The sequence below is a fragment of the Streptomyces sp. DSM 41931 genome (assembly GCF_050271085.1).
GTDB classification, from domain to species: domain Bacteria; phylum Actinomycetota; class Actinomycetes; order Streptomycetales; family Streptomycetaceae; genus Streptomyces; species Streptomyces albogriseolus.
The window spans coordinates 334,455-352,894 of record NZ_CP189902.1 but is presented as its reverse complement, the minus strand read 5'-3'; the positions used below and the strand labels follow the sequence as shown (position 1 = coordinate 352,894).

Annotated in this window: 15 protein-coding genes; 11 read left to right on the top strand and 4 right to left on the bottom strand. The window is 73.2% G+C overall.

Annotation, left to right across the window (positions count from 1 at the left end):
• The first annotated feature begins 82 nt into the window (after positions 1 to 82).
• Positions 83 to 3,466 (top strand): CARDB domain-containing protein, encoded by a 3,384-nt coding sequence (locus ACP7TJ_RS01695; RefSeq protein ID WP_427761834.1) that lies wholly within the window; start codon positions 83 to 85, stop codon positions 3,464 to 3,466.
• A 196-nt stretch (positions 3,467 to 3,662) separates the two neighbouring features.
• Positions 3,663 to 4,538 (top strand): hypothetical protein, encoded by an 876-nt coding sequence (locus ACP7TJ_RS01690; protein WP_266544098.1) that lies wholly within the window; start codon positions 3,663 to 3,665, stop codon positions 4,536 to 4,538.
• Positions 4,539 to 4,681: 143 nt separating this feature from the next.
• Here ACP7TJ_RS01690 and ACP7TJ_RS01685 read toward each other — a convergent pair whose 3' ends face one another.
• Together ACP7TJ_RS01685 and ACP7TJ_RS01680 are read right to left on the bottom strand one after the other, a co-directional pair.
• Positions 4,682 to 5,674, bottom strand: a complete 993-nt coding sequence (locus ACP7TJ_RS01685; protein WP_189911555.1) for an MASE1 domain-containing protein — start codon at positions 5,672 to 5,674, stop codon at positions 4,682 to 4,684.
• A gap of 61 nt (positions 5,675 to 5,735) precedes the next feature.
• The gene (locus ACP7TJ_RS01680; protein WP_093769822.1) at positions 5,736 to 6,566 is read right to left on the bottom strand and encodes a PP2C family protein-serine/threonine phosphatase; all 831 of its coding nucleotides are present in this window, start codon (positions 6,564 to 6,566) and stop codon (positions 5,736 to 5,738) included.
• A 128-nt stretch (positions 6,567 to 6,694) separates the two neighbouring features.
• On the opposite strand from ACP7TJ_RS01680, the gene ACP7TJ_RS01675 reads away from it, so the two are divergent.
• Both ACP7TJ_RS01675 and ACP7TJ_RS01670 read left to right on the top strand, forming a co-directional pair.
• Positions 6,695 to 7,036, top strand: coding sequence for a hypothetical protein (locus ACP7TJ_RS01675; protein ID WP_093769821.1), 342 nt, complete (start codon positions 6,695 to 6,697; stop codon positions 7,034 to 7,036).
• 149 nt (positions 7,037 to 7,185) lie between these two features.
• The gene (locus ACP7TJ_RS01670; protein WP_427761830.1) at positions 7,186 to 9,237 is read left to right on the top strand and encodes a discoidin domain-containing protein; all 2,052 of its coding nucleotides are present in this window, start codon (positions 7,186 to 7,188) and stop codon (positions 9,235 to 9,237) included.
• A gap of 5 nt (positions 9,238 to 9,242) precedes the next feature.
• Here the strand turns inward: ACP7TJ_RS01670 and ACP7TJ_RS01665 are convergent, their stop codons facing one another.
• Both ACP7TJ_RS01665 and ACP7TJ_RS01660 read right to left on the bottom strand, forming a co-directional pair.
• Positions 9,243 to 10,808, bottom strand: coding sequence for a glycerol-3-phosphate dehydrogenase/oxidase (locus tag ACP7TJ_RS01665; protein ID WP_093769820.1), 1,566 nt, complete (start codon positions 10,806 to 10,808; stop codon positions 9,243 to 9,245).
• On the bottom strand, positions 10,805 to 11,413 hold the full coding sequence (locus tag ACP7TJ_RS01660) for a TetR/AcrR family transcriptional regulator (RefSeq protein ID WP_176710976.1): 609 nt from the start codon (positions 11,411 to 11,413) through the stop codon (positions 10,805 to 10,807). The genes ACP7TJ_RS01665 and ACP7TJ_RS01660 overlap by 4 nt, the downstream gene beginning before the upstream one ends.
• Before the next feature lie 88 nt (positions 11,414 to 11,501).
• Between ACP7TJ_RS01660 and ACP7TJ_RS01655 the strand changes: the two genes are divergently transcribed.
• The 7 genes from ACP7TJ_RS01655 (at position 11,502) to ACP7TJ_RS01625 (ending at position 18,228) form a co-directional block, all read left to right on the top strand.
• Complete coding sequence (locus ACP7TJ_RS01655; RefSeq protein WP_427761828.1) at positions 11,502 to 13,097, top strand: FAD-binding oxidoreductase; 1,596 nt, start codon at positions 11,502 to 11,504, stop codon at positions 13,095 to 13,097.
• Between the two features lie 84 nt (positions 13,098 to 13,181).
• Positions 13,182 to 14,063 (top strand): diacylglycerol/lipid kinase family protein, encoded by an 882-nt coding sequence (locus ACP7TJ_RS01650; protein ID WP_266544081.1) that lies wholly within the window; start codon positions 13,182 to 13,184, stop codon positions 14,061 to 14,063.
• Positions 14,064 to 14,217: 154 nt separating this feature from the next.
• Entirely contained in the window at positions 14,218 to 14,655 is a 438-nt protein-coding gene (locus ACP7TJ_RS01645; protein WP_387622787.1) for a Fur family transcriptional regulator, read from the top strand.
• Positions 14,656 to 14,689: 34 nt separating this feature from the next.
• A complete protein-coding gene (katG, locus tag ACP7TJ_RS01640) occupies positions 14,690 to 16,915 on the top strand; it encodes a catalase/peroxidase HPI (protein WP_189911550.1) in 2,226 nt (741 codons plus the stop codon).
• A 163-nt stretch (positions 16,916 to 17,078) separates the two neighbouring features.
• A complete protein-coding gene (locus ACP7TJ_RS01635; RefSeq protein WP_093769935.1) occupies positions 17,079 to 17,312 on the top strand; it encodes a DUF2945 domain-containing protein in 234 nt (77 codons plus the stop codon).
• Positions 17,309 to 17,653 carry a DUF3140 domain-containing protein gene (locus ACP7TJ_RS01630; protein ID WP_266544075.1) on the top strand — a complete coding sequence of 115 codons (345 nt, stop codon included), beginning with the start codon at positions 17,309 to 17,311 and terminating at the stop codon, positions 17,651 to 17,653. The genes ACP7TJ_RS01635 and ACP7TJ_RS01630 overlap by 4 nt, the downstream gene beginning before the upstream one ends.
• 158 nt (positions 17,654 to 17,811) lie before the next feature.
• Positions 17,812 to 18,228 (top strand): hypothetical protein, encoded by a 417-nt coding sequence (locus ACP7TJ_RS01625; RefSeq protein WP_189911548.1) that lies wholly within the window; start codon positions 17,812 to 17,814, stop codon positions 18,226 to 18,228.
• Positions 18,229 to 18,440 lie beyond the last annotated feature (212 nt).

Here is an 18,440-nt window from a genome sequence, read left to right as displayed (position 1 = left end):
GGGCGTCGGCAATCCACGGCAGGGGCACCGGGCTGCCCGGGTGGCCGCATGCCCGCAGTCACCCGCCGTGGAAGAGGACCTCATGAGACGCACGCGTTTCGGCCTGCGCACGATCACCGGCCTGCTGCTGGCCGGTCTGCTCGCCGCCGGTCTCTCACCCGGTACGGCCGGCGCCGCCGCGAAGGCGGTCCGCGGACCCGACCTGGCGCTCGGCAGAAGCGTCACGGTCACCGGGTCCCATCCCGACCACCCCGCCGCCCATCTGACCGACGGCAGTCAACTCAGCTACTGGGAAGGCCCCTTGGGCCTCTTCCCGCAGTCCGTGCGCATCGACCTGGGCGGCACGGTCCGCGTCGACGAAGTCGTGCTGAAGCTGCCGGCCGCCTGGGAGGCACGCACCCAGACCCTCACCGTGGAGGGCGGCACCGACGGCTCGTCGTTCACCGCGCTGTCCGCCTCGGCCGCCCACCGCTTCGACCCCGACCGGGCCAACACCGTCACGCTCACCTTCCCGGCCCGCGACGTACGCCATCTCCGGATCCGCCTCACCGCCAACACCGGCTGGAACGCCGCCCAGCTGTCCGCGGTCGAGGTGTACGGCGAGGACGGGGGAGAGGGACCGGGTCAGCCGCCGGCCGACGGGACCGATCTGGCGCTCGGCAGACCGGTCGAGGCGTCCTCCACGATTCACTCCTTCGTGGCAGCCCACGCCAACGACGGGCGCATCGACACCTACTGGGAGTCGGCCGGTCACCCCGCCACGCTCACCGTCCGCCTCGGCGCCGAGGCGGACGTCACCGCCGTCGTCGTCAAGCTGAACCCGGACGCGGCATGGGAGCGGCGCACCCAGAGCATCGAGATCCTCGGACGCGACCGCTCGTCGAGCGCGTACACCACACTGAAGGCCCGCGCCGACCACACCTTCGACCCGGCCGGGAACGGCAACACCGTCACCGTTCCCGTCACCGGACGCGTCGCCGACGTACAGCTGAGATTCAGTCACAACTCGGCGGGCTACGGCGCCCAGGTCGCCGAGCTGGAGGTCCGGGGCACGGCCGCACCCAACCCCGACCTGACCGTCACCACCCTCGACTGGACCCCCGCCGCCCCCACCGAGACGGACCCGGTCACCGTCCGCGCGACCGTGCGCAACGCCGGCACCGCGCCGTCCGCCGCCGCGACCCTGAGCGTCAGCCTGGAGGGCACCGTCGTGGGCAGCGCCCCCGTCGGCGCGCTCGCCCCGGGTGCCTCCGCCACCGTGTCCGTGCACGCGGGCACGCGGGCCAGGGGCAGTTACACCGTGTCCGCCGTGGCCGACCCCACCGACACCGTCCCCGAGCTGGACGAGACCAACAACAGCCGGACCGCCACGGACCGGCTGACCGTCGCACAGAGCCCCGGCCCCGACCTGGAGGTCACCGGCATCCGCACCGCCCCGGCGACGCCCGCCGTCGGCACGCCGGTGTCCTTCACCGTCTCCGTGCACAACCGGGGCACCTCAACCGCCCCCGCCGGCTCGGTCACCCGGCTCACCGTGGCCGGACGCACCCTCGACGGGTCCACCGGGACGATCGCCGCCGGCGCCACCGCCGAGGTCGCGATCGCCGGCACCTGGACCGCCGCCGCCGGCCCCGCCGTCCTCACCGCCACCGCGGACGCCACCGGCACGGTCACCGAGACCGACGAGAACAACAACGTCCTCAGCCGCTCGATCGTCGTCGGCCGCGGCGCCGCCGTCCCGTACACCGAGTACGAGGCGGAGGACGGCGCCTACCGGGGCACCCTGCTGACCGCCGACCCGAAGCGCACCTTCGGCCACACCAACTTCGCCACCGAGTCCTCCGGCCGTGAGTCCGTCCGGCTCGACTCCACCGGCCAGTACGTGGAGTTCACCTCCACCACCGCCACCAACTCGATCGTCGTGCGCAACTCCATCCCCGACGCCCCGGGAGGCGGGGGCACCGAGGCCACCCTCAGCCTCTACGCCGACGGGACGTTCGTGCGGAAGCTGGGCCTCAGCTCCAAGCACAGCTGGCTCTACGGCACCACCGACCAGCCCGAAGGACTCACCAACACCCCCCAGGCCGACGCGCGCCGCCTGTTCGACGAGTCCCACGCGCTGCTCGACGGCACCTACCCGGCGGGCACCACGTTCCGGCTCCAGCGTGACGCCGACGACAGCGCCGCCTTCTACGTCGTCGACCTGATCGACCTGGAGCAGGTGGCCCCGCCCGCCGAGAAGCCCGCCGGGTGCGTGTCCGTCACCGAGTACGGCGCCGTCCCCAACGACGGCATCGACGACACCACCGCTATCCAGCGGGCCGTGACGGCCGACCAGCGGGGCGAGATCGACTGCGTGTGGATCCCGGCCGGGCAGTGGCGGCAGGAGCAGAAGATCCTCACCGACGACCCGCTCGACCGCGGCGAGTTCAACCAGGTCGGCATCCGTGACGTCACCGTCCGGGGCGCCGGCATGTGGCACTCCCAGCTCCACACCCTCACGCCCCCGCACCAGGCGGGCGGCATCAACCACCCGCACGAGGGCAACTTCGGCTTCGACATCGACGACAACACGAGGATCTCCGACCTCGCCATCTTCGGCTCCGGCACCATCCGCGGCGGCGACGGCGGCGCCGAGGGAGGCGTCGGCCTCAACGGGCGCTTCGGCAAGAACACCAGGATCAGCAACGTGTGGATCGAGCACGCCAACGTCGGCGTCTGGGTGGGCCGCGACCACTCCAACATCCCCGACCTGTGGAACCCGGCCGACGGACTGGAGTTCACCGGCATGCGGATCCGCAACACCTACGCGGACGGCATCAACCTCACCAACGGCAGCCATGACTCCACCGTGCAGAACTCGTCGTTCCGCAACACCGGCGACGACGCCCTCGCCGTGTGGTCCAGCAAGCACGTCAAGAACCCGGCGGCCGACACCGGCCACGACAACCACTTCCGCAACAACACCGTGCAACTGCCCTGGCGCGCCAACGGCATCGCCATCTACGGCGGCCACGGCAACACGGTCGAGAACAACCTCGTGTACGACACCATGAACTATCCGGGCATCATGCTGGCCACCGACCACGACCCCACGCCGTTCTCCGGGCAGACCCTCATCGCCGGCAACGGGCTGTACCGCACCGGCGGCGCCTTCTGGAACGAGGACCAGGAGTTCGGCGCCATCACCCTGTTCGCCCAGGGCCTCGACATCCCCGGCGTGGTCATCCGCGACACCGACATCCACGACTCGACGTACGACGGCATCCAGTTCAAGGCCGGCGGCGGCGCCATGCCGGACGTGCGGATCTCGGACGTGACCATCAGCAGGTCCAACAACGGCTCCGGCATCCTCGCCATGGGCGGGGCCCGGGGCAGCGCCACCCTGACGAACGTCACCGTCACCGGATCGGCGGAAGGCGATGTGCTGATCGAACCCGGCTCGTCCTTCGTGATCAACCGGTAGGCGTTCACACGCGGACTGCTCCGTCCGGCGGGCCCGCACCCCACGTGAGGGTGCGGGCCCGTCACCCGTACGGCCCCTTGCCAGGGGGCGCCCCGCTGCGGGCGGCACCGGTCGCGGGCGGCGCAGACGGGGGACTTCGCGCGGACGCGCGCGGGGAGCCGAGGCGATTGCGGGAAGACGAAGTCACGCTGAGTCCATGGCTTCATCGATCGACTGCCCGGACCGTGCGCCCCGCGCCGTGTCCGGCGCCGCCCGGCGGCCGTCCGCCGGGCCCGTCCGTCTCCGTACCGGGGTGTGGCTGCGGGCCGTCGTCCTCGTCGTCCTCGCCGTCCTCACCGGGTGCGGGGCGGGCAGCGGCACCGGCGCCCGCGACGACCCCGCCGCCACCGGCAGCACCGCGCGCGAGCACCCGTCCGCGACCGCCCCCGCGGCCGGCGCGCCCGGAGCGGCCGGCACCGCGCAGGGCCGTCCGGCCACCGAGGCCACCGCGGTGATCCCCGGCCTCGGCCCCCGCACCCGGGCCTGGATCCCGGGCGACGCCCGCCAGGTGGTCGTGGTCACCGGACGCGACCGGAACGCCAACCACTCCGTGGCCGTGCTGTACCGCCACACCGGCACCGGCTGGGAGGCCGGCCCGGTGTGGCCCGCCCGCAACGCGCTCCGCGGCTGGACCGACGACCACTGGGCCGGAGACCTGCGCTCGCCCATCGGGGTCTACAGCCTCTCCGACGCCGGCGGACTGCTCCCCGACCCCGGCACCCGGCTGCCCTACGACCGGTCGGACGGCTTCGCCGTCAGCGGCACCGGATTCGAGGGGGAGCCGCTGGAGGGGTCCTTCGACTACGTCGTCGCCATCGACTACAACCGCGAACCCGGCACGTCCCCGCTGGACCTGACCCGGCCGCTGGGCGCCGACCGGGGCGGCGGCATCTGGCTGCACGTCGACCACGACGGCCCCACCCAGGGCTGCGTGAGCCTGACGAAGCAGCACATGCGGGACCTGCTGCTCGCCCTCGACCCCGCGCTGCACCCGGTGGTCGTCATGGGCGACGCCGCGTCCCTGCGCGAGTGACGACGCCGGGCGGCACCCGGGGTCGTGGAAGGGCGTCGCCCGGCGCGGAGGAGTGTGCTCGCCGGTGAACGCCTGCATCAGCCGCCGGTCGCATTGCGCGCCCCGCGGCGGGCCCGCGTGTGCGGCCGGTCCGTCCCACCCGCTCAGCCCGCGCCGGGGTCCGTCTCCCGCTGCGGCCGTGCGTGCGGGGCGGACTCGCCCCCCGTCAGATGCTCCAGCACCTCCACCAGTTCCTGGCACGCCTGCTCCACCGAGCGCCGGGTGTTGTGCTGCTCGGTGACCACGGCCGACAGCAGAAGGGCCGTCAGGGCCGACGCCGCGTTGAAGGCATGCAGATTGATCATGATCTGCATGTCCGACAGCCCCTCGAAGGGGCCCGCCCGCGCGGTCGCCGCCCCGGTGGCCAGGACGGAGGCGTACAGGGCGCACAGCATGCTGCCGGGCAGCTCGAACCGCAGGGCCGCCCAGATCAGCAGCGGGTAGACGGAGAACAGCAGACTGGCGGGGCTGTGTGTGACGATCGGCATCAGGACGCCCGTGACGGCGGCCAGCGCCACCGCCTCCTTCCAGCGCGACCAGTGCACGGGGGAGCGCACCCGGGGCAGGAGCAGCAGCACCGGGGCGATCAGCAGCACCCCCATCGCGTCGCCCACCCACCAGGGCAGCCACACCGACCAGAAGCGCCCGGCCGGCAGGTCGCCCGAGACGACCAGCAGCACCGCCCCGATCGTGGAGCTGACCAGCATCGCGGCGAAGCCGCCGAGGAACACCAGGCTGAGGCAGTCCCGTAACCGGCCGAGGTCGGTACGGAACCCGTCCCAGTGCAGCAGCAGGTACGCGCACAGCGGCGCCGCGGTGCTGCCGAACAGCAGGCCCAGCGAGACCGGGCTCAGCGAGGTGAGGTGGACGATCACCAGCATCGCGCCCAGGGTGATGCCCGGCCAGACGCGCGGTCCGAGGAGCAGCAGGGCCGCGACGGCGATCCCGGTCGGCGGCCAGATGGGCGACACCACCGAGCCGTCGACCCGCAGTTCGTACAGCAGCCCGAGCCGGCCCCCGGCGTAGGAGCAGGCGGCGACGGCCAGCGTCTGCAGCACGTAGACGGCCGGTGCACGAAGATCCTGGCGAGCCACCACACCTGCCATCAGACACCGAGGCGGCCCCGACGGCGAGGCGAGAGGCGCGGCGCTGTCGGCCCTATGGCTGACCGGCCCGCTCGTCGTGCCCGATCACCAGGACCGCCGCGTCGTCGTCGTGGCCCACCTCGGCCGCTCCCTTGATCACGGCGGCGGCGAGCGCGTCCACGTCCATGCGCGCGACCGCCGCGATCCCCGCGAGCCGCGACACCTGGTCCAGCCCCTCGTCCAGACGCATCGACGGGCCCTCCACCACCCCGTCGGTGACCATCACGAACACTCCGCCGCTGTCCAGCCGGTAGCGGGTCACCGGGTACACCGCGCCGGACTGCACGCCCAGCGGGGGACCGCCCTCGTCCTGAGTCACGCCGGACCGCCCGTCCGCCGTGGCCCACACGCACGGCAGATGGCCGGCGCGGGCGCTCTCCAGCAGCCGGGTCTCCGGGTCGAGCCGCATGAAGGTGCAGGTCGCGAACAGGTCCCCGCCCAGCGTCAGCAGCAGCTCGTTCGTCCGCGCCAGGAGCTCGCCCGGGTCGCTGTCCACGGAGGCGAGCGCCCGCAGCCCGACCCGCACCTGACCCATGAAGGCGGCCGCCTCGATGTTGTGCCCCTGCACGTCGCCGATCGACAGGCCGATCCGGCCGTCGGGCATGGTGAACGCGTCGTACCAGTCGCCGCCCACGTTGAGGCCCTGGTTGGCGGGCACGTACCGCACCGCGAGCCGTACGCCGTCACCGGTGGGCAGTCCCCTCGGCAGCATCCCGCGCTGCAGGGCGACGGCCAGCTCCACGCGCGAGCGCTGCACCTCCGCCGCCGCACGCGCCTGGGCCGTCAGCGTCCCGAGCCTGGTCAGCAGCTCGTCGCCGTGGTCCTTGGAACCGGTGCGGGACATGGATCACTCACTCGGGCGGGGACACTCCGGGTCCACCCCCGGCAGGGACAAACCATATGAAAGCAACATTCACCAGGATGATAGGCAGAACGCGTTTGGCCGGGCCAGTCGGTGTGAAGGCTGGCCGCATGGAGCAGCGCGAGATCATGCAGCGGAGCGTCGGCATCCTCACGGAGGCCCTGGAGATGCGGCGCCGTCTGCGCGCCGACCCGGACGCCGACGTGACCGCCGACAGTGCGGTCGCCGGGCTGCTGGAGGAGATGCTGCCGCGCATCCAGCTCCCGGCCGACGCCAGTGCGCGCGAGGTGGCCCAGATCGTCACCGGGAAGCTCGGGCCGGCCATCGTGCAGATCACCTCCGCGCTCACCTTCGCCTTCGTCCAGCTCGCCGAGATCCACGACGAGGGCCGCACCGACGTGTCGTCCGCCGACGTCCTGCGTTCCATCTCGCTCCACTACGAGCGGGGTTGACCCTGCGCGTGCTGGACGGCGGGGACGGGGCGGACTCCGGTGTGCGCGCACTCTTGACGGCGTACGCGCGAGTAGCGATGCTCCCCGAGGGGTTTGCAGAGTTCATGACAATAGTCGTCATGACGGCTCCGTCGACGGAGGGACCGCCGGTGACCACCTCTCGCGCCGGACGACACGCCGGGATCGTGACGCTGCTCCTTCTCGTCCTGGCCGCCGTGCTCACGCCCACGTCCAGCTCCGCCGCCGGCGGCGACTGGTGGGAGCCGGTCGCCCGGCCCGCGCCGGACTCCCGGATCGGGGTCACCGGCGAGCCGTTCAAGGGCACCGACGCCGCCGGGCGGGTGCGCGGTTTCGTCGACGCGCACAACCACATCATGTCCAACGAGGCCTTCGGAGGCCGGCTCATCTGCGGCAAGGCGTTCTCCGAGGAGGGCATCGCCGACGCGCTCAAGGACTGCCCCGAGCACTATCCCGACGGCTCCCTCGCCGTCTTCGACTTCCTCACCAACGGAGGCGACGGCCGCCACGACCCGGACGGCTGGCCCACCTTCGCCGACTGGCCCGCCCACGACTCGCTGACCCACCAGCAGAACTACTACGCCTGGATCGAGCGCGCCTGGCGCGGCGGCCAGCGCGTGCTGGTGAACGACCTCGTCACCAACGGCGTGATCTGCTCGGTGTACTTCTTCAAGGACCGCGGCTGCGACGAGATGACCTCCATCCGCCTCCAGGCCCGGCTGACCTACCGGATGCAGGACTACATCGACGCCATGTACGGCGGGCCGGGCAAGGGCTGGTTCCGCGTCGTCACCGACAGCGCGCAGGCACGTGAGGTGATCGAGCAGGGCAAGCTGGCCGTGGTGCTGGGCGTCGAGACGTCGGAACCCTTCGGCTGCAAGATGATCCTGGACGTCGCCCAGTGCGACCGGGACGACATCGACGCGGGCCTCGACGAGCTGTACGACCTGGGCGTGCGCAGCATGTTCCTGTGCCACAAGTTCGACAACGCTCTGTGCGGCGTGCGCTTCGACTCCGGGGCGCTCGGCACCGCCGTCAACGTCGGGCAGTTCCTGTCCACCGGCACCTTCTGGCGGACCGAGACCTGCACCGGCCCACAGCACGACAACCCCATCGGCCTCGCCTCCGCCCCCGAGGCCGAGAAGCACCTCCCGGCAGGCGTGGAGGTCCCGTCGTACGACGCGGACGCCCGGTGCAACGTGCGGGGGCTGACCGGGCTGGGCGAGTACGCGGTGCGCGGCATGATGCAGCGCGGAATGATGCTCGAGATCGACCACATGAGCGTCAAGGCCGCCGGCCGGGTCCTCGACCTCTTCGAGTCCGCGTCCTACCCGGGCGTCCTGTCCTCGCACAGCTGGATGGACCTGAACTGGACCGAACGCGTCTACCGGCTCGGCGGGTTCACCGCCCAGTACATGAACGGCTCCGAGCAGTTCGTCACCGAGGCCGGCCGCACCGAGCGGCTGCGGGACGCCTACGGCGTCGGCTACGGCTTCGGCACCGACATGAACGGCGTCGGCGGCTGGCCCGCCCCGCGCGGCGCTGACGTGCCCGACCCCGTCACCTACCCCTACCGCAGCGTCGACGGCGGCTCCCTCCTCGACCGGCAGACCACCGGGCAGCGCACCTGGGACCTCAACACCGACGGAGCCGCGCACTACGGCCTGGTGCCCGACTGGATCGAGGACATCCGGCGCGTCGGCGGACAGCACGTCGTGGACGACCTCTTCCGCGGCGCCGAGTCCTACCTCACCACCTGGGGCGCGACCGAACGCCACCGCCCGGCGGCGAACCTCGCCCTGGGCGCCCGGGCGACGGCCTCCTCCAGCGAGTGGAACCCGTTCACCAGCTACGCCCCCGCCCGGGCCGCCGACGGGGACCAGGGCACCCGGTGGACCAGCGACCGGAGCGACGACCAGTGGCTGCGCCTCGACCTCGGCGCCGTCCACCGGGTCGGACGCGTCACCCTCGACTGGGAACGCGCGTACGGGAGTGCGTACCGCGTCGACGTGTCCGCCGACGGCACGGACTGGCGCACCGTGTGGTCCACGACAGCGGGCGACGGCGGGCTGGACACGGCGGTGTTCACCCCCGTCGAGGCCCGGTACGTGCGCGTCGTCGGCCTGAAACGCGGGACCGGGTACGGCTACTCGCTGCACGAGGTCGGCGTCCACGCACGCTGACCGCGTCAGCCGCTCGCCGCCGCGGCGTCCAGGAGCGCGCGCACCGCGTCCAGCGCCGCCGTCCGGTCGGCCGGGACCAGACCGATACGGGTGCGGCGGTCCAGGACGTCCTCCTCGTCCAGCGCGCCCTCGTGGCGCACCGCCCACAGCACCTCGGCCGCCGTGACCGGATACCCGGGCAGCACCGGCTCGGCGAGGCGGGGGTCACGCCCGGCGAGCGCCAGGACCGCCGGCGCCTCGGTGCCGTGGCGCCGCACCAGGCGGCGGGGCGCGGCCAGCCCGGCGAGGACGTGCGGCGCCGCCGCGCCCACCAGGGGCAGCGACGCGGTGCGGGACGGACCGGCGGCCAGGCCCCGGAGCCGTACGGCCGCGTCGACGGCGTCCTCGGCCATCCGCCGGTACGTGGTCAGCTTGCCGCCGACGACCGTGACGACGCCCTCCGGCGAGGTCAGCACGGCGTGCCGCCGGGAGACGTCGGCGGTCCTGGGCGGCGCGTCCGCGTGGTCCGGCGTGGTGTCCAGCAGGGGCCGCAGCCCGGCGAACGCGCCCACCACGTCGTCGCGGTGCACCGGCACGTGCAGGACCGAGCAGAGGACGTCCAGGAGGAAGCCGATGTCCGTCTCCGGGGGCTCGGTGACGTCGGGGATGTCTCCGTCCACGGGCTCGTCCGTGAGGCCGACGTAGACCCGGCCGTCGTCCTGGGGGAGCACCAGCACGAAGCGGTTGGTCTCCCCGGGGACGGGGATGTGCAGTCCGGCGGTGAGCGGGCCGAGGCTCTCCGGGCGCAGCACCAGGTGCGTGCCGCGGGAGGGGCGGATGCGGACCCCGTCGACGAGGCCGCCCGCCCACACCCCGGCGGCGTTGATCACCGCACGGGCGCGGATCTCGCCCTCCTCGCCGGTCCGTTCGTCGCGGACCAGGGCGCCGGTCCCGGTCAGCTCCAGCGCCCGGACGCGGGTGAGGACCCGCGCGCCGCGCGCGGCTGCCGTACGGGCCAGTGCGGTCACCAGCCGGGCGTCGTCGGTGAGCCGGCCGTCCCACGACAGCAGACCGCCGCGCAGCCCGTCCAGCCGCAGCGCGGGCGCGAGATGGCGGGTCTCCACCACGGACAGCCGGCGCGGCGCCGGGAGCGTGGCCCGGGCCGTGTGCGCGGCGAGCCGCAGCGTGTCCCCGGCATGGAACCCGGCCCGCGCGAGGGCGGCCTGCCCGCGCGACACCAGCGGGGTGAGCGGCAGGACGAACGGCTGGGCGTGGACCAGATGGGGCGCCGTGCGCTCCATCAGGATCCCGCGCTCCACCGCGCTCTCGTGGGCGACGTCGAGGCGGCCGGAGGCCAGGTAGCGCAGCCCGCCGTGGACCAGCTTGCTGCTGAAGCGGGAGGTGCCGAACGCCAGGTCGTGGGCGTCGACCGCCACCACCCGCAGTCCGCGCGCCGCGGCGTCCAGGGCGGCGCCCGCGCCGGTCACGCCGAGTCCGACGACCAGTACGTCCACGGTGTCGCCGTTCACCGCGTCGGTCAGTTCGCGGGCGCGCCGGGCGGCGGACAGGGACGAGCCGCTGAGGGGGGTCATGGCGTGAGGGTCCTCTCCAGAATGCCGCGCAGCTCGCCGAGGAACGCCTCGGCGGACAGCTCGGGGTCGTCCTCGTCGGTCATGGTCCGCAGGGACAGGGTGAAGGACTGCACGATCAGGAGCACCGAGCGCGCCTGCCGTTCGACGGGCGCGCGGCGCACCGAGCCGTCGGTGTGCCCTTCGCGCAGCACGTCGGCCAGCAGTCCGAGGAGGGCCTCCTGGCTCGCGCCGCGGCGGTCCAGCACGTAGGGGAGGAGCAGTTCGGGGTCGACGTCGAGGATCTTGCGGAAGAGCGGGTGGGCGACGAAGTCCCGCACCGCGTCCACGAGTCCCTCGGTGAGCAGCTCCCGCGCGGTCATGCCGGGTCTGCGCACGGGCATGGCCCCGGTGGCCACCCCGATCCACTCCCGCGTCATCAGGTCGCCGACCAGTGACCGCACGTCCGGCCAGCGCCGGTACAGCGTCATACGGGAGACACCGGCGCGGCGGGCCACGTCGGTGAGCGTGGTGCGGCGGACCCCGACGGCGAGCACGCAGTCGCGTACCGCGTCGAGCACCGCGTCGTTGTCCGAACCTGCCGAGCCGTTGTGACGAATAGGCGTCATGTGTCACAGTGTAACGCCACGTGAGGCCGTCGGGCGACGGCATCGCTCTCTTCCGACCCGTCAGGACGAACCCGTGAGGACGACAGACATGGACATGCTCTGGAGCGGCTGGGGCGACCCGGAGCGGGCGGCCCCGCTGCCCGACGCGGTGACGGGGCTGCTGCGCGACCTGCTCGGCGTCAAGCCGCGCGAGACGGCGACCGTCGCCCTCGAGGACCTGACCGTCCCCGCGAGCCCGCTCGCCCCCGAGGAGCGCCGCGCCCTGACCGCCGCGCTGGGCGACGAGGACCACGTCCGCACCGACGCCGGGACCCGCGTGCGGCACACCCGCGGCAAGTCCACCCCCGACCTGCTGCGCATGCGCGGCGGCGACCTCGCCGCCGCGCTCCCCGCGGCCGTGCTGCTGCCCGCCACGCACGACGAGGTGCGGGCCGTGCTCCGTCTGTGCGCCGAACACGGCCTGGCGGTCGTCCCGTTCGGCGGCGGCACCTCCGTCGTCGGCGGTCTCGCCCCGCAGTCGCGCGGCACGTTCGTCGCCCTCGACCTGCGGCGCATGAACCGCCTGCTCGACCTCGACCCGGTCTCCCGCACCGCCACCCTGCAGCCCGGCCTGCGGGCCCCGCAGGCCGAGGCGCTCCTCGCCGGACACGGCTTCACCCTCGGGCACTTCCCGCAGTCCTACGAATGGGCCACCATCGGCGGCTTCGCCGCGACCCGCTCCAGCGGCCAGGCGTCCGCCGGGTACGGGCGCTTCGACGAGATGGTCCTCTCCCTCACCCTCGCCACCCCCGAGGGCACGCTCGACACCGGCCGCGCCCCGCGCTCGGCGGCCGGCCCCGACCTGCGCCAGCTCGTCCTCGGCTCGGAGGGCGCCTTCGGCGTCATCACCTCGGTGACCGTGCGCGTCCGGCCCGTGCCGCGGACCCGCGTCTACGAGGGCTGGAGCTTTTCCACCTTCGACGCGGGGACCGCCGCCCTGCGCCGGCTCGCCCAGGACGGACCCCGGCCCACCGTGCTGCGTCTGTCCGACGAGACCGAGACCCTCGTCGGCCTCGCCCACCCCGAGGCGATCGGCTCCGGCGAGCTCAAGGCCGACGGCTGCACCGCCGTCGCCGGGTACGAGGGCACCGAGGAGGACACGGCGTACCGGCGCGAGCGGGCCTCCGCCGTCCTGCGGGAGTGCGGCGGCACCCCGCTCGGCGAGGAGCCGGGACGGCGCTGGGCCCACGGCCGCTACGCGGCGCCCTATCTGCGGGACGCGCTTCTCGACGCCGGAGCCTTCGCCGAGACGCTGGAGACGGCGACGTTCTGGTCCGGCCTCCCCGGGCTGTACACGGCCGTCCGTGACGCGCTCACCGCCACCCTCACCGACGCCGGGACCCCGCCGCTGGTGATGTGCCACATCTCCCACGTCTACGAGAACGGCGCGTCCCTCTACTTCACGGTGGTCTCCGCCCAGGGCGAGGACCCCGTGGCCCACTGGACGCGCGCCAAGCACGCCGCCAACGAGGCGATCCTCGCCGCGGGCGGCACCATCAGCCACCACCACGGCGTGGGCACGGACCACCGCGATTGGTACCTCCGCGAGGTCGGCCCCCTCGGCGCGGAGGCGCTCCGCGCGGTGAAGAGCCGACTGGACCCGGGGGGCGTACTGAACCCGGGCGTGCTGCTGCCCTCCGACTGACGGACCGGACCCCTGCTCACTGCCCCCGCCCAGGCGCCCCGCACATCCACCCCACCCCTCGGCCCGTACCCCGGAGGCATCCCGATGCGACAGTTCACCGCCGTCGTCAACCCCACCGCGGGCGCGGCCGGTTCCGCGGCCGCGTTGCTCGCCGTCGCCCGGCATCTGCGTGAGGCGGGTGCGGAGCTGGTGACCGAGTACAGCCGGAGTCTGGCGCACGCCAGGGAGCTCGCGGTCGCCGCCGGCAGGGCGGGCCGCACCGTGCTGGCCGTCGGCGGGGACGGCATGGCCGGCTGTGTCGGCGGCGCCCTCAGCGGCACCGGCGCCACGCTCGGCCTGGTCCCGGCCGGCCGGGGCAACGACTTCGCCCGGGCGCTCGGCCTGCCCCGGGACCCGGAGTCCCTGGCCGGCCTCCTGCTGCGCGCCGAACCGCGCCCCGTCGACACGATCGAGGTCACCTCGGCCACGCACGACCGCGTCGTCGTGCTCGGCAGCGTCTACGCCGGGGTGGACGCCCTCGCCAACCGGCACGCCAACCGCTCCCGCCTGCTCCGGGGTTCGGCGTCCTACTACGCGGGCGGCCTGCGGGCCGTCACCACCTGGCGCCCGGCCCGCTACCGGGTCACCGTCGACGGCGCGGAACACACCCACACGGGCTACACCGTGGTCGCGGCCAACTCGGGCACCTACGGATCCGGCCGTCTCATCGCCCCGGACGCCCGGCTGGACGACGGCCTCCTCGATGTCGTCATGATCCGCCACGCGCCCCGCCTGCTGTTCTTCGCCCTGATGAACGAACTGCGCACCGGCGCCCACGTGCACCGCCCCCAGGTGCGCGTACTGCGCGGCCGCGAGATACGCGTCGAGGCCGACCGGGCGATCCCGTACGGCACGGACGGAGAGGTCGACGCGACCCTGCCCGTCACGGCGAGAATCCTTCCGGGGGCGCTCGGCGTCCTGCACTGAGCCTCCGGTCACGCCCGGACCGGCCGGACGGACGGCGTTCCGTACCCGGTGCCGTGCGCAACCCGGGAGCCACCCGCCGTTACCGGACACGCCCCAAGAATGGATCCGTTCGTTCTCTGGAATTGTTCGCGTCTTCGGCGGTAACTTCAGGTCCATGACCGCATCCCGGCCGTCGACCACCGCCGAGGAGTTGCGCGGTGCGGGGCTCCGCGTGACCGCCGCCCGCGTCGCGCTCCTCGACACCGTCCGCCAGGGCGGCCATCTCGACGTCGAGACCGTCGCCGCCGAGGTGCGCCGGCGCATAGGGCATGTGTCCCTGCAGGCGGTGTACGAGGGACTGAACGCGCTGAGCGCCGCGGGCCTGGTGCGGCGCATCGCACCGGCGGGCGGCGCCGCCCTCTACGAGGGCCGCGTCGGGGACAACCACCACCATCTGGTGTGCCGTTCCTGCGGCGTCGTGGCCGACGTCGACTGCGCGGTCGGCGAGGCGCCCTGCCTGACCGCGTCCGACGGTCACGGCTTCGAGGTCGACGAGGCCGAAGTCGTCTACTGGGGCCGGTGCCCCGGATGCTCCACCTCCCGCAGTGCCTGAACTGCGCGAACATTTGTCGCCCGGAAGGACTCCCATGACCGAGAACCATGACGCGATCGTCACCGAACCCAAGGCGGAGGAAGCAGGGGGCTGCCCGGTGGCGCACGGTCGCGCGCCGCACCCCACCCAGGGCGGCGGCAACCGTCAGTGGTGGCCCGACCGTCTGAACCTGAAGATCCTCGCGAAGAACTCGCCGGCCACGAACCCGCTCGGTGAGGACTTCGACTACGCGGCGGCGTTCCAGTCCCTCGACCTTCCGGCGGTGAAGCGGGACATCGCCGAGGTGCTCACCACCTCCCAGGACTGGTGGCCCGCCGACTTCGGCCACTACGGCCCGCTGATCGTCCGCATGGCCTGGCACAGCGCCGGCACCTACCGCATCAGCGACGGCCGCGGCGGCGCCGGCGCCGGCCAGCAGCGGTTCGCCCCGCTCAACAGCTGGCCGGACAACGCCAACCTCGACAAGGCCCGCCGCCTGCTGTGGCCGGTGAAGAAGAAGTACGGCCAGAGCCTGTCCTGGGCCGACCTGATGATCCTCGCGGGCAACGTCGCCCTGGAGACGATGGGCTTCGAGCCCTTCGGCTTCGCCGGCGGCCGTGAGGACGTGTGGGAGCCGGAGGAGGACGTCTACTGGGGTCCCGAGACCACCTGGCTGGACGACAAGCGCTACTCCGGCGACCGCGAGCTGGAGAACCCGCTCGGCGCCGTCCAGATGGGCCTCATCTACGTCAATCCCGAGGGCCCCAACGGCAATCCGGACCCGATCGCCGCGGCCCGCGACATCCGTGAGACGTTCCGCCGGATGGCGATGAACGACGAGGAGACCGTCGCGCTGATCGCCGGCGGCCACACCTTCGGCAAGACCCACGGCGCCGGCCCCGCCGACCACGTCGGCCCCGACCCGGAGGCCGCCACGCTGGAGGAGCAGGGCCTGGGCTGGCGGAACACCTACGGCACCGGCAAGGGCGGCGACACCATCACCTCCGGCCTGGAGGTCACCTGGACCGCCACGCCGACCCGGTGGAGCAACGGGTTCTTCAAGAACCTGTTCGAGTACGAGTACGAGCTGACCGAGTCCCCGGCCGGCGCCAAGCAGTGGGTCGCCAAGAACGCCGAGCCCGTCATCCCCGACGCGCACGACCCGTCGAAGAAGCATCTGCCGACGATGCTCACCACCGACCTGTCGCTGCGCTTCGACCCGATCTACGGGCCGATCTCCCGCCGGTTCTACGAGAACCCGGACGAGTTCGCCGACGCCTTCGCCCGCGCCTGGTACAAGCTCACCCACCGCGACCTGGGCCCGAAGTCCCTCTACCTCGGTCCCGAGGTCCCGCAGGAGACGCTGCTGTGGCAGGACCCGCTGCCGGAGCGCACCCACGAGCTCGTCGACGCCGCCGACATCGCCTCCCTCAAGGAGCGCATCCTCGCCACCGGCGTGTCCGTGTCCGACCTGGTGTCCACGGCGTGGGCCGCGGCCTCCTCCTTCCGCGCCAGCGACAAGCGCGGCGGCGCCAACGGCGGCCGCATCCGCCTGGAGCCGCAGCGCGGCTGGGAGGCCAACGACCCCGACCGCCTCGCCGGTGTCGTCCGCGCCCTGGAGGGCGTCCAGGAGGCGTTCAACGCCGGGCAGACCGGCGGCAAGCGGGTCTCCTTCGCCGACCTGGTGGTGCTCGGCGGTGTCGCCGCCGTGGAGAAGGCCGCCAAGGACGCCGGCTTCGACATCGAGGTGCCCTTCACCCCGGGCCGCGTCGACGCGACGCAGGAGCAGACGGACGTGGAGTCGTTCGCCGCGCTCGAGCCGACCGCCGACGGCTTCCGCAACTACCTGGGCAAGGCCAACCGGCTCCAGGCCGAGTACCTGCTGGTCGACAAGGCCAACCTGCTCGACCTGAGCGCCCCCGAGATGACGGTGCTCGTCGGCGGCCTGCGCGCCCTCGGCGCCACCCACCAGCAGTCCCCGCAGGGCGTGCTCACCGAGACGCCGGGCGTCCTCACCAACGACTTCTTCGTCAACCTGCTCGACCTGGGCATCACCTGGAAGTCGACGTCCGAGGACCAGACCGCGTTCGAGGGCCGCGACGCCGCCACCGGTGAGGTCAAGTGGACCGGCTCCCGCGCCGACCTGGTGTTCGGCTCGAACTCCGAGCTGCGCGCCCTCGCCGAGGTCTACGCGAGCGACGACGCCAGGGAGAAGTTCGTCCGGGACTTCGTCAAGGCCTGGGACAAGGTCATGAACCTCGACCGGTTCGACCTCGTCTGATCCGCACCACCCGCCCGGTCCCCCCGGCGCGCTGATCCACCTGTCCGGGCCGGTCCCCTCCACGGGGGCCGGCCCGGACGGCTGTCCGCCCGAGATGCGCGCGGCCGCCGTTGCCACCAGGGTGGAGAGCGGCCCGACGGTCCACACGAAGGAGGCGCCGGAGATGGCGAAGGACGGCAAGAAGTCCGGGGAGGACCTTCACAAGGGCGACCACGTCGCCTGGAGCAGCCACGGCAGCGAGACGACGGGCGAGGTCGAGCAGAAGATCACCGAGCGGACCGAGGCGGCCGGACGCACCGTCGCGGCCTCCGAGGAGGAGCCCCAGTACGAGGTGCGCAGCGACAAGTCCGGGAAGACCGCGGTCCACAAGCCGTCCGCGCTCAAGAAGAAGAAGTGAGCGCCGTGGCGGCGGACGACGAGGAGACCTGGAACGAGTTCCGGAAGCTGGTCACCATGACCCCCGGCGACCTGGAGAAGTGGCTCGGGACCGACGAGTCGCGAAGCGCGGGGCAGCACAAGGACGGCGGCGAGTCGACCGGGCACGCCTCGGGACGGCGCATCGTCGAACTGCTGCGGACCCGGCGCGCCGACCTCACGGAGGACGACTACGCCCATATGCGCAAGGTCGTCGGCTACATCCACCGCCACCTCGCACAGCGCCCGTCCGGCGACGTCACCGACACGCGCTGGCGGCACTCGCTGATGAACTGGGGACACGACCCGCTCGCCGGCGACTGACGGCTCGTCACGGTCGTCATGTCGACACGTCGACCGGGAACGTCCGAAAACCGTCGCGCGTTGTCGGTGTGAGGTTGCACAATGATCGGAAAAGGAGATCAACTCCGGCGCGGTGCTGGGTAGACGGTCTCGTGTCCGGCTCCGGAAAGGTCCTTCAGATGCTTGCCACCGTCGACCGCTCGACCACCCTCGTCGACCTGCCGACCGTCCGCAGACGGCGCGCCCGGGCGGCCGCCGTCCCGTCCCCGGCCGCCGCGCCCGCGTCGCCCGGGACCACGGCCGACGTGCTGCGCATCATCGCGGACCCGCGCACCCCGACGTATGTCACCGTGTTCGCGAGCGGCCGCCGCCGGTACAGCTACTGGCGGCCGATCGACCCGGCCACGGGCACCGGCGGCTGCTACGCCGCGCTGCCCACCGCCGAGTGCGACGAGCTGCAGGCGAGCGGCCGGATCACGCTCGGCGAGCCGGTCGTCGACCCCAACCGCACGACGTACCGCGTCCGTACGGCCGCCCGTGTCCCCCAGGCGCCCGCCCGCCCGGCGGTCGCCCCGGAGCGGCGCCGGGTGGCCTGACGGCCGCCGCGGCGTCGGAGGGCGAAAGCTGCGGCCCCCTGTCGGTCCGGACGTGCTGTCTCGACGTCCGGCCGTGCGCGTCGGCGCAGGCGAACGACGCTGTGTACTTTCCGGTAACGCTTTGAAAGAGACAACTTCGCCGGCGGCCGACCCGGCGCGCACACCGTCCGCCCGCCGCGACGCCCGCGCGGTGACGCGCGGACGTCGGGGCG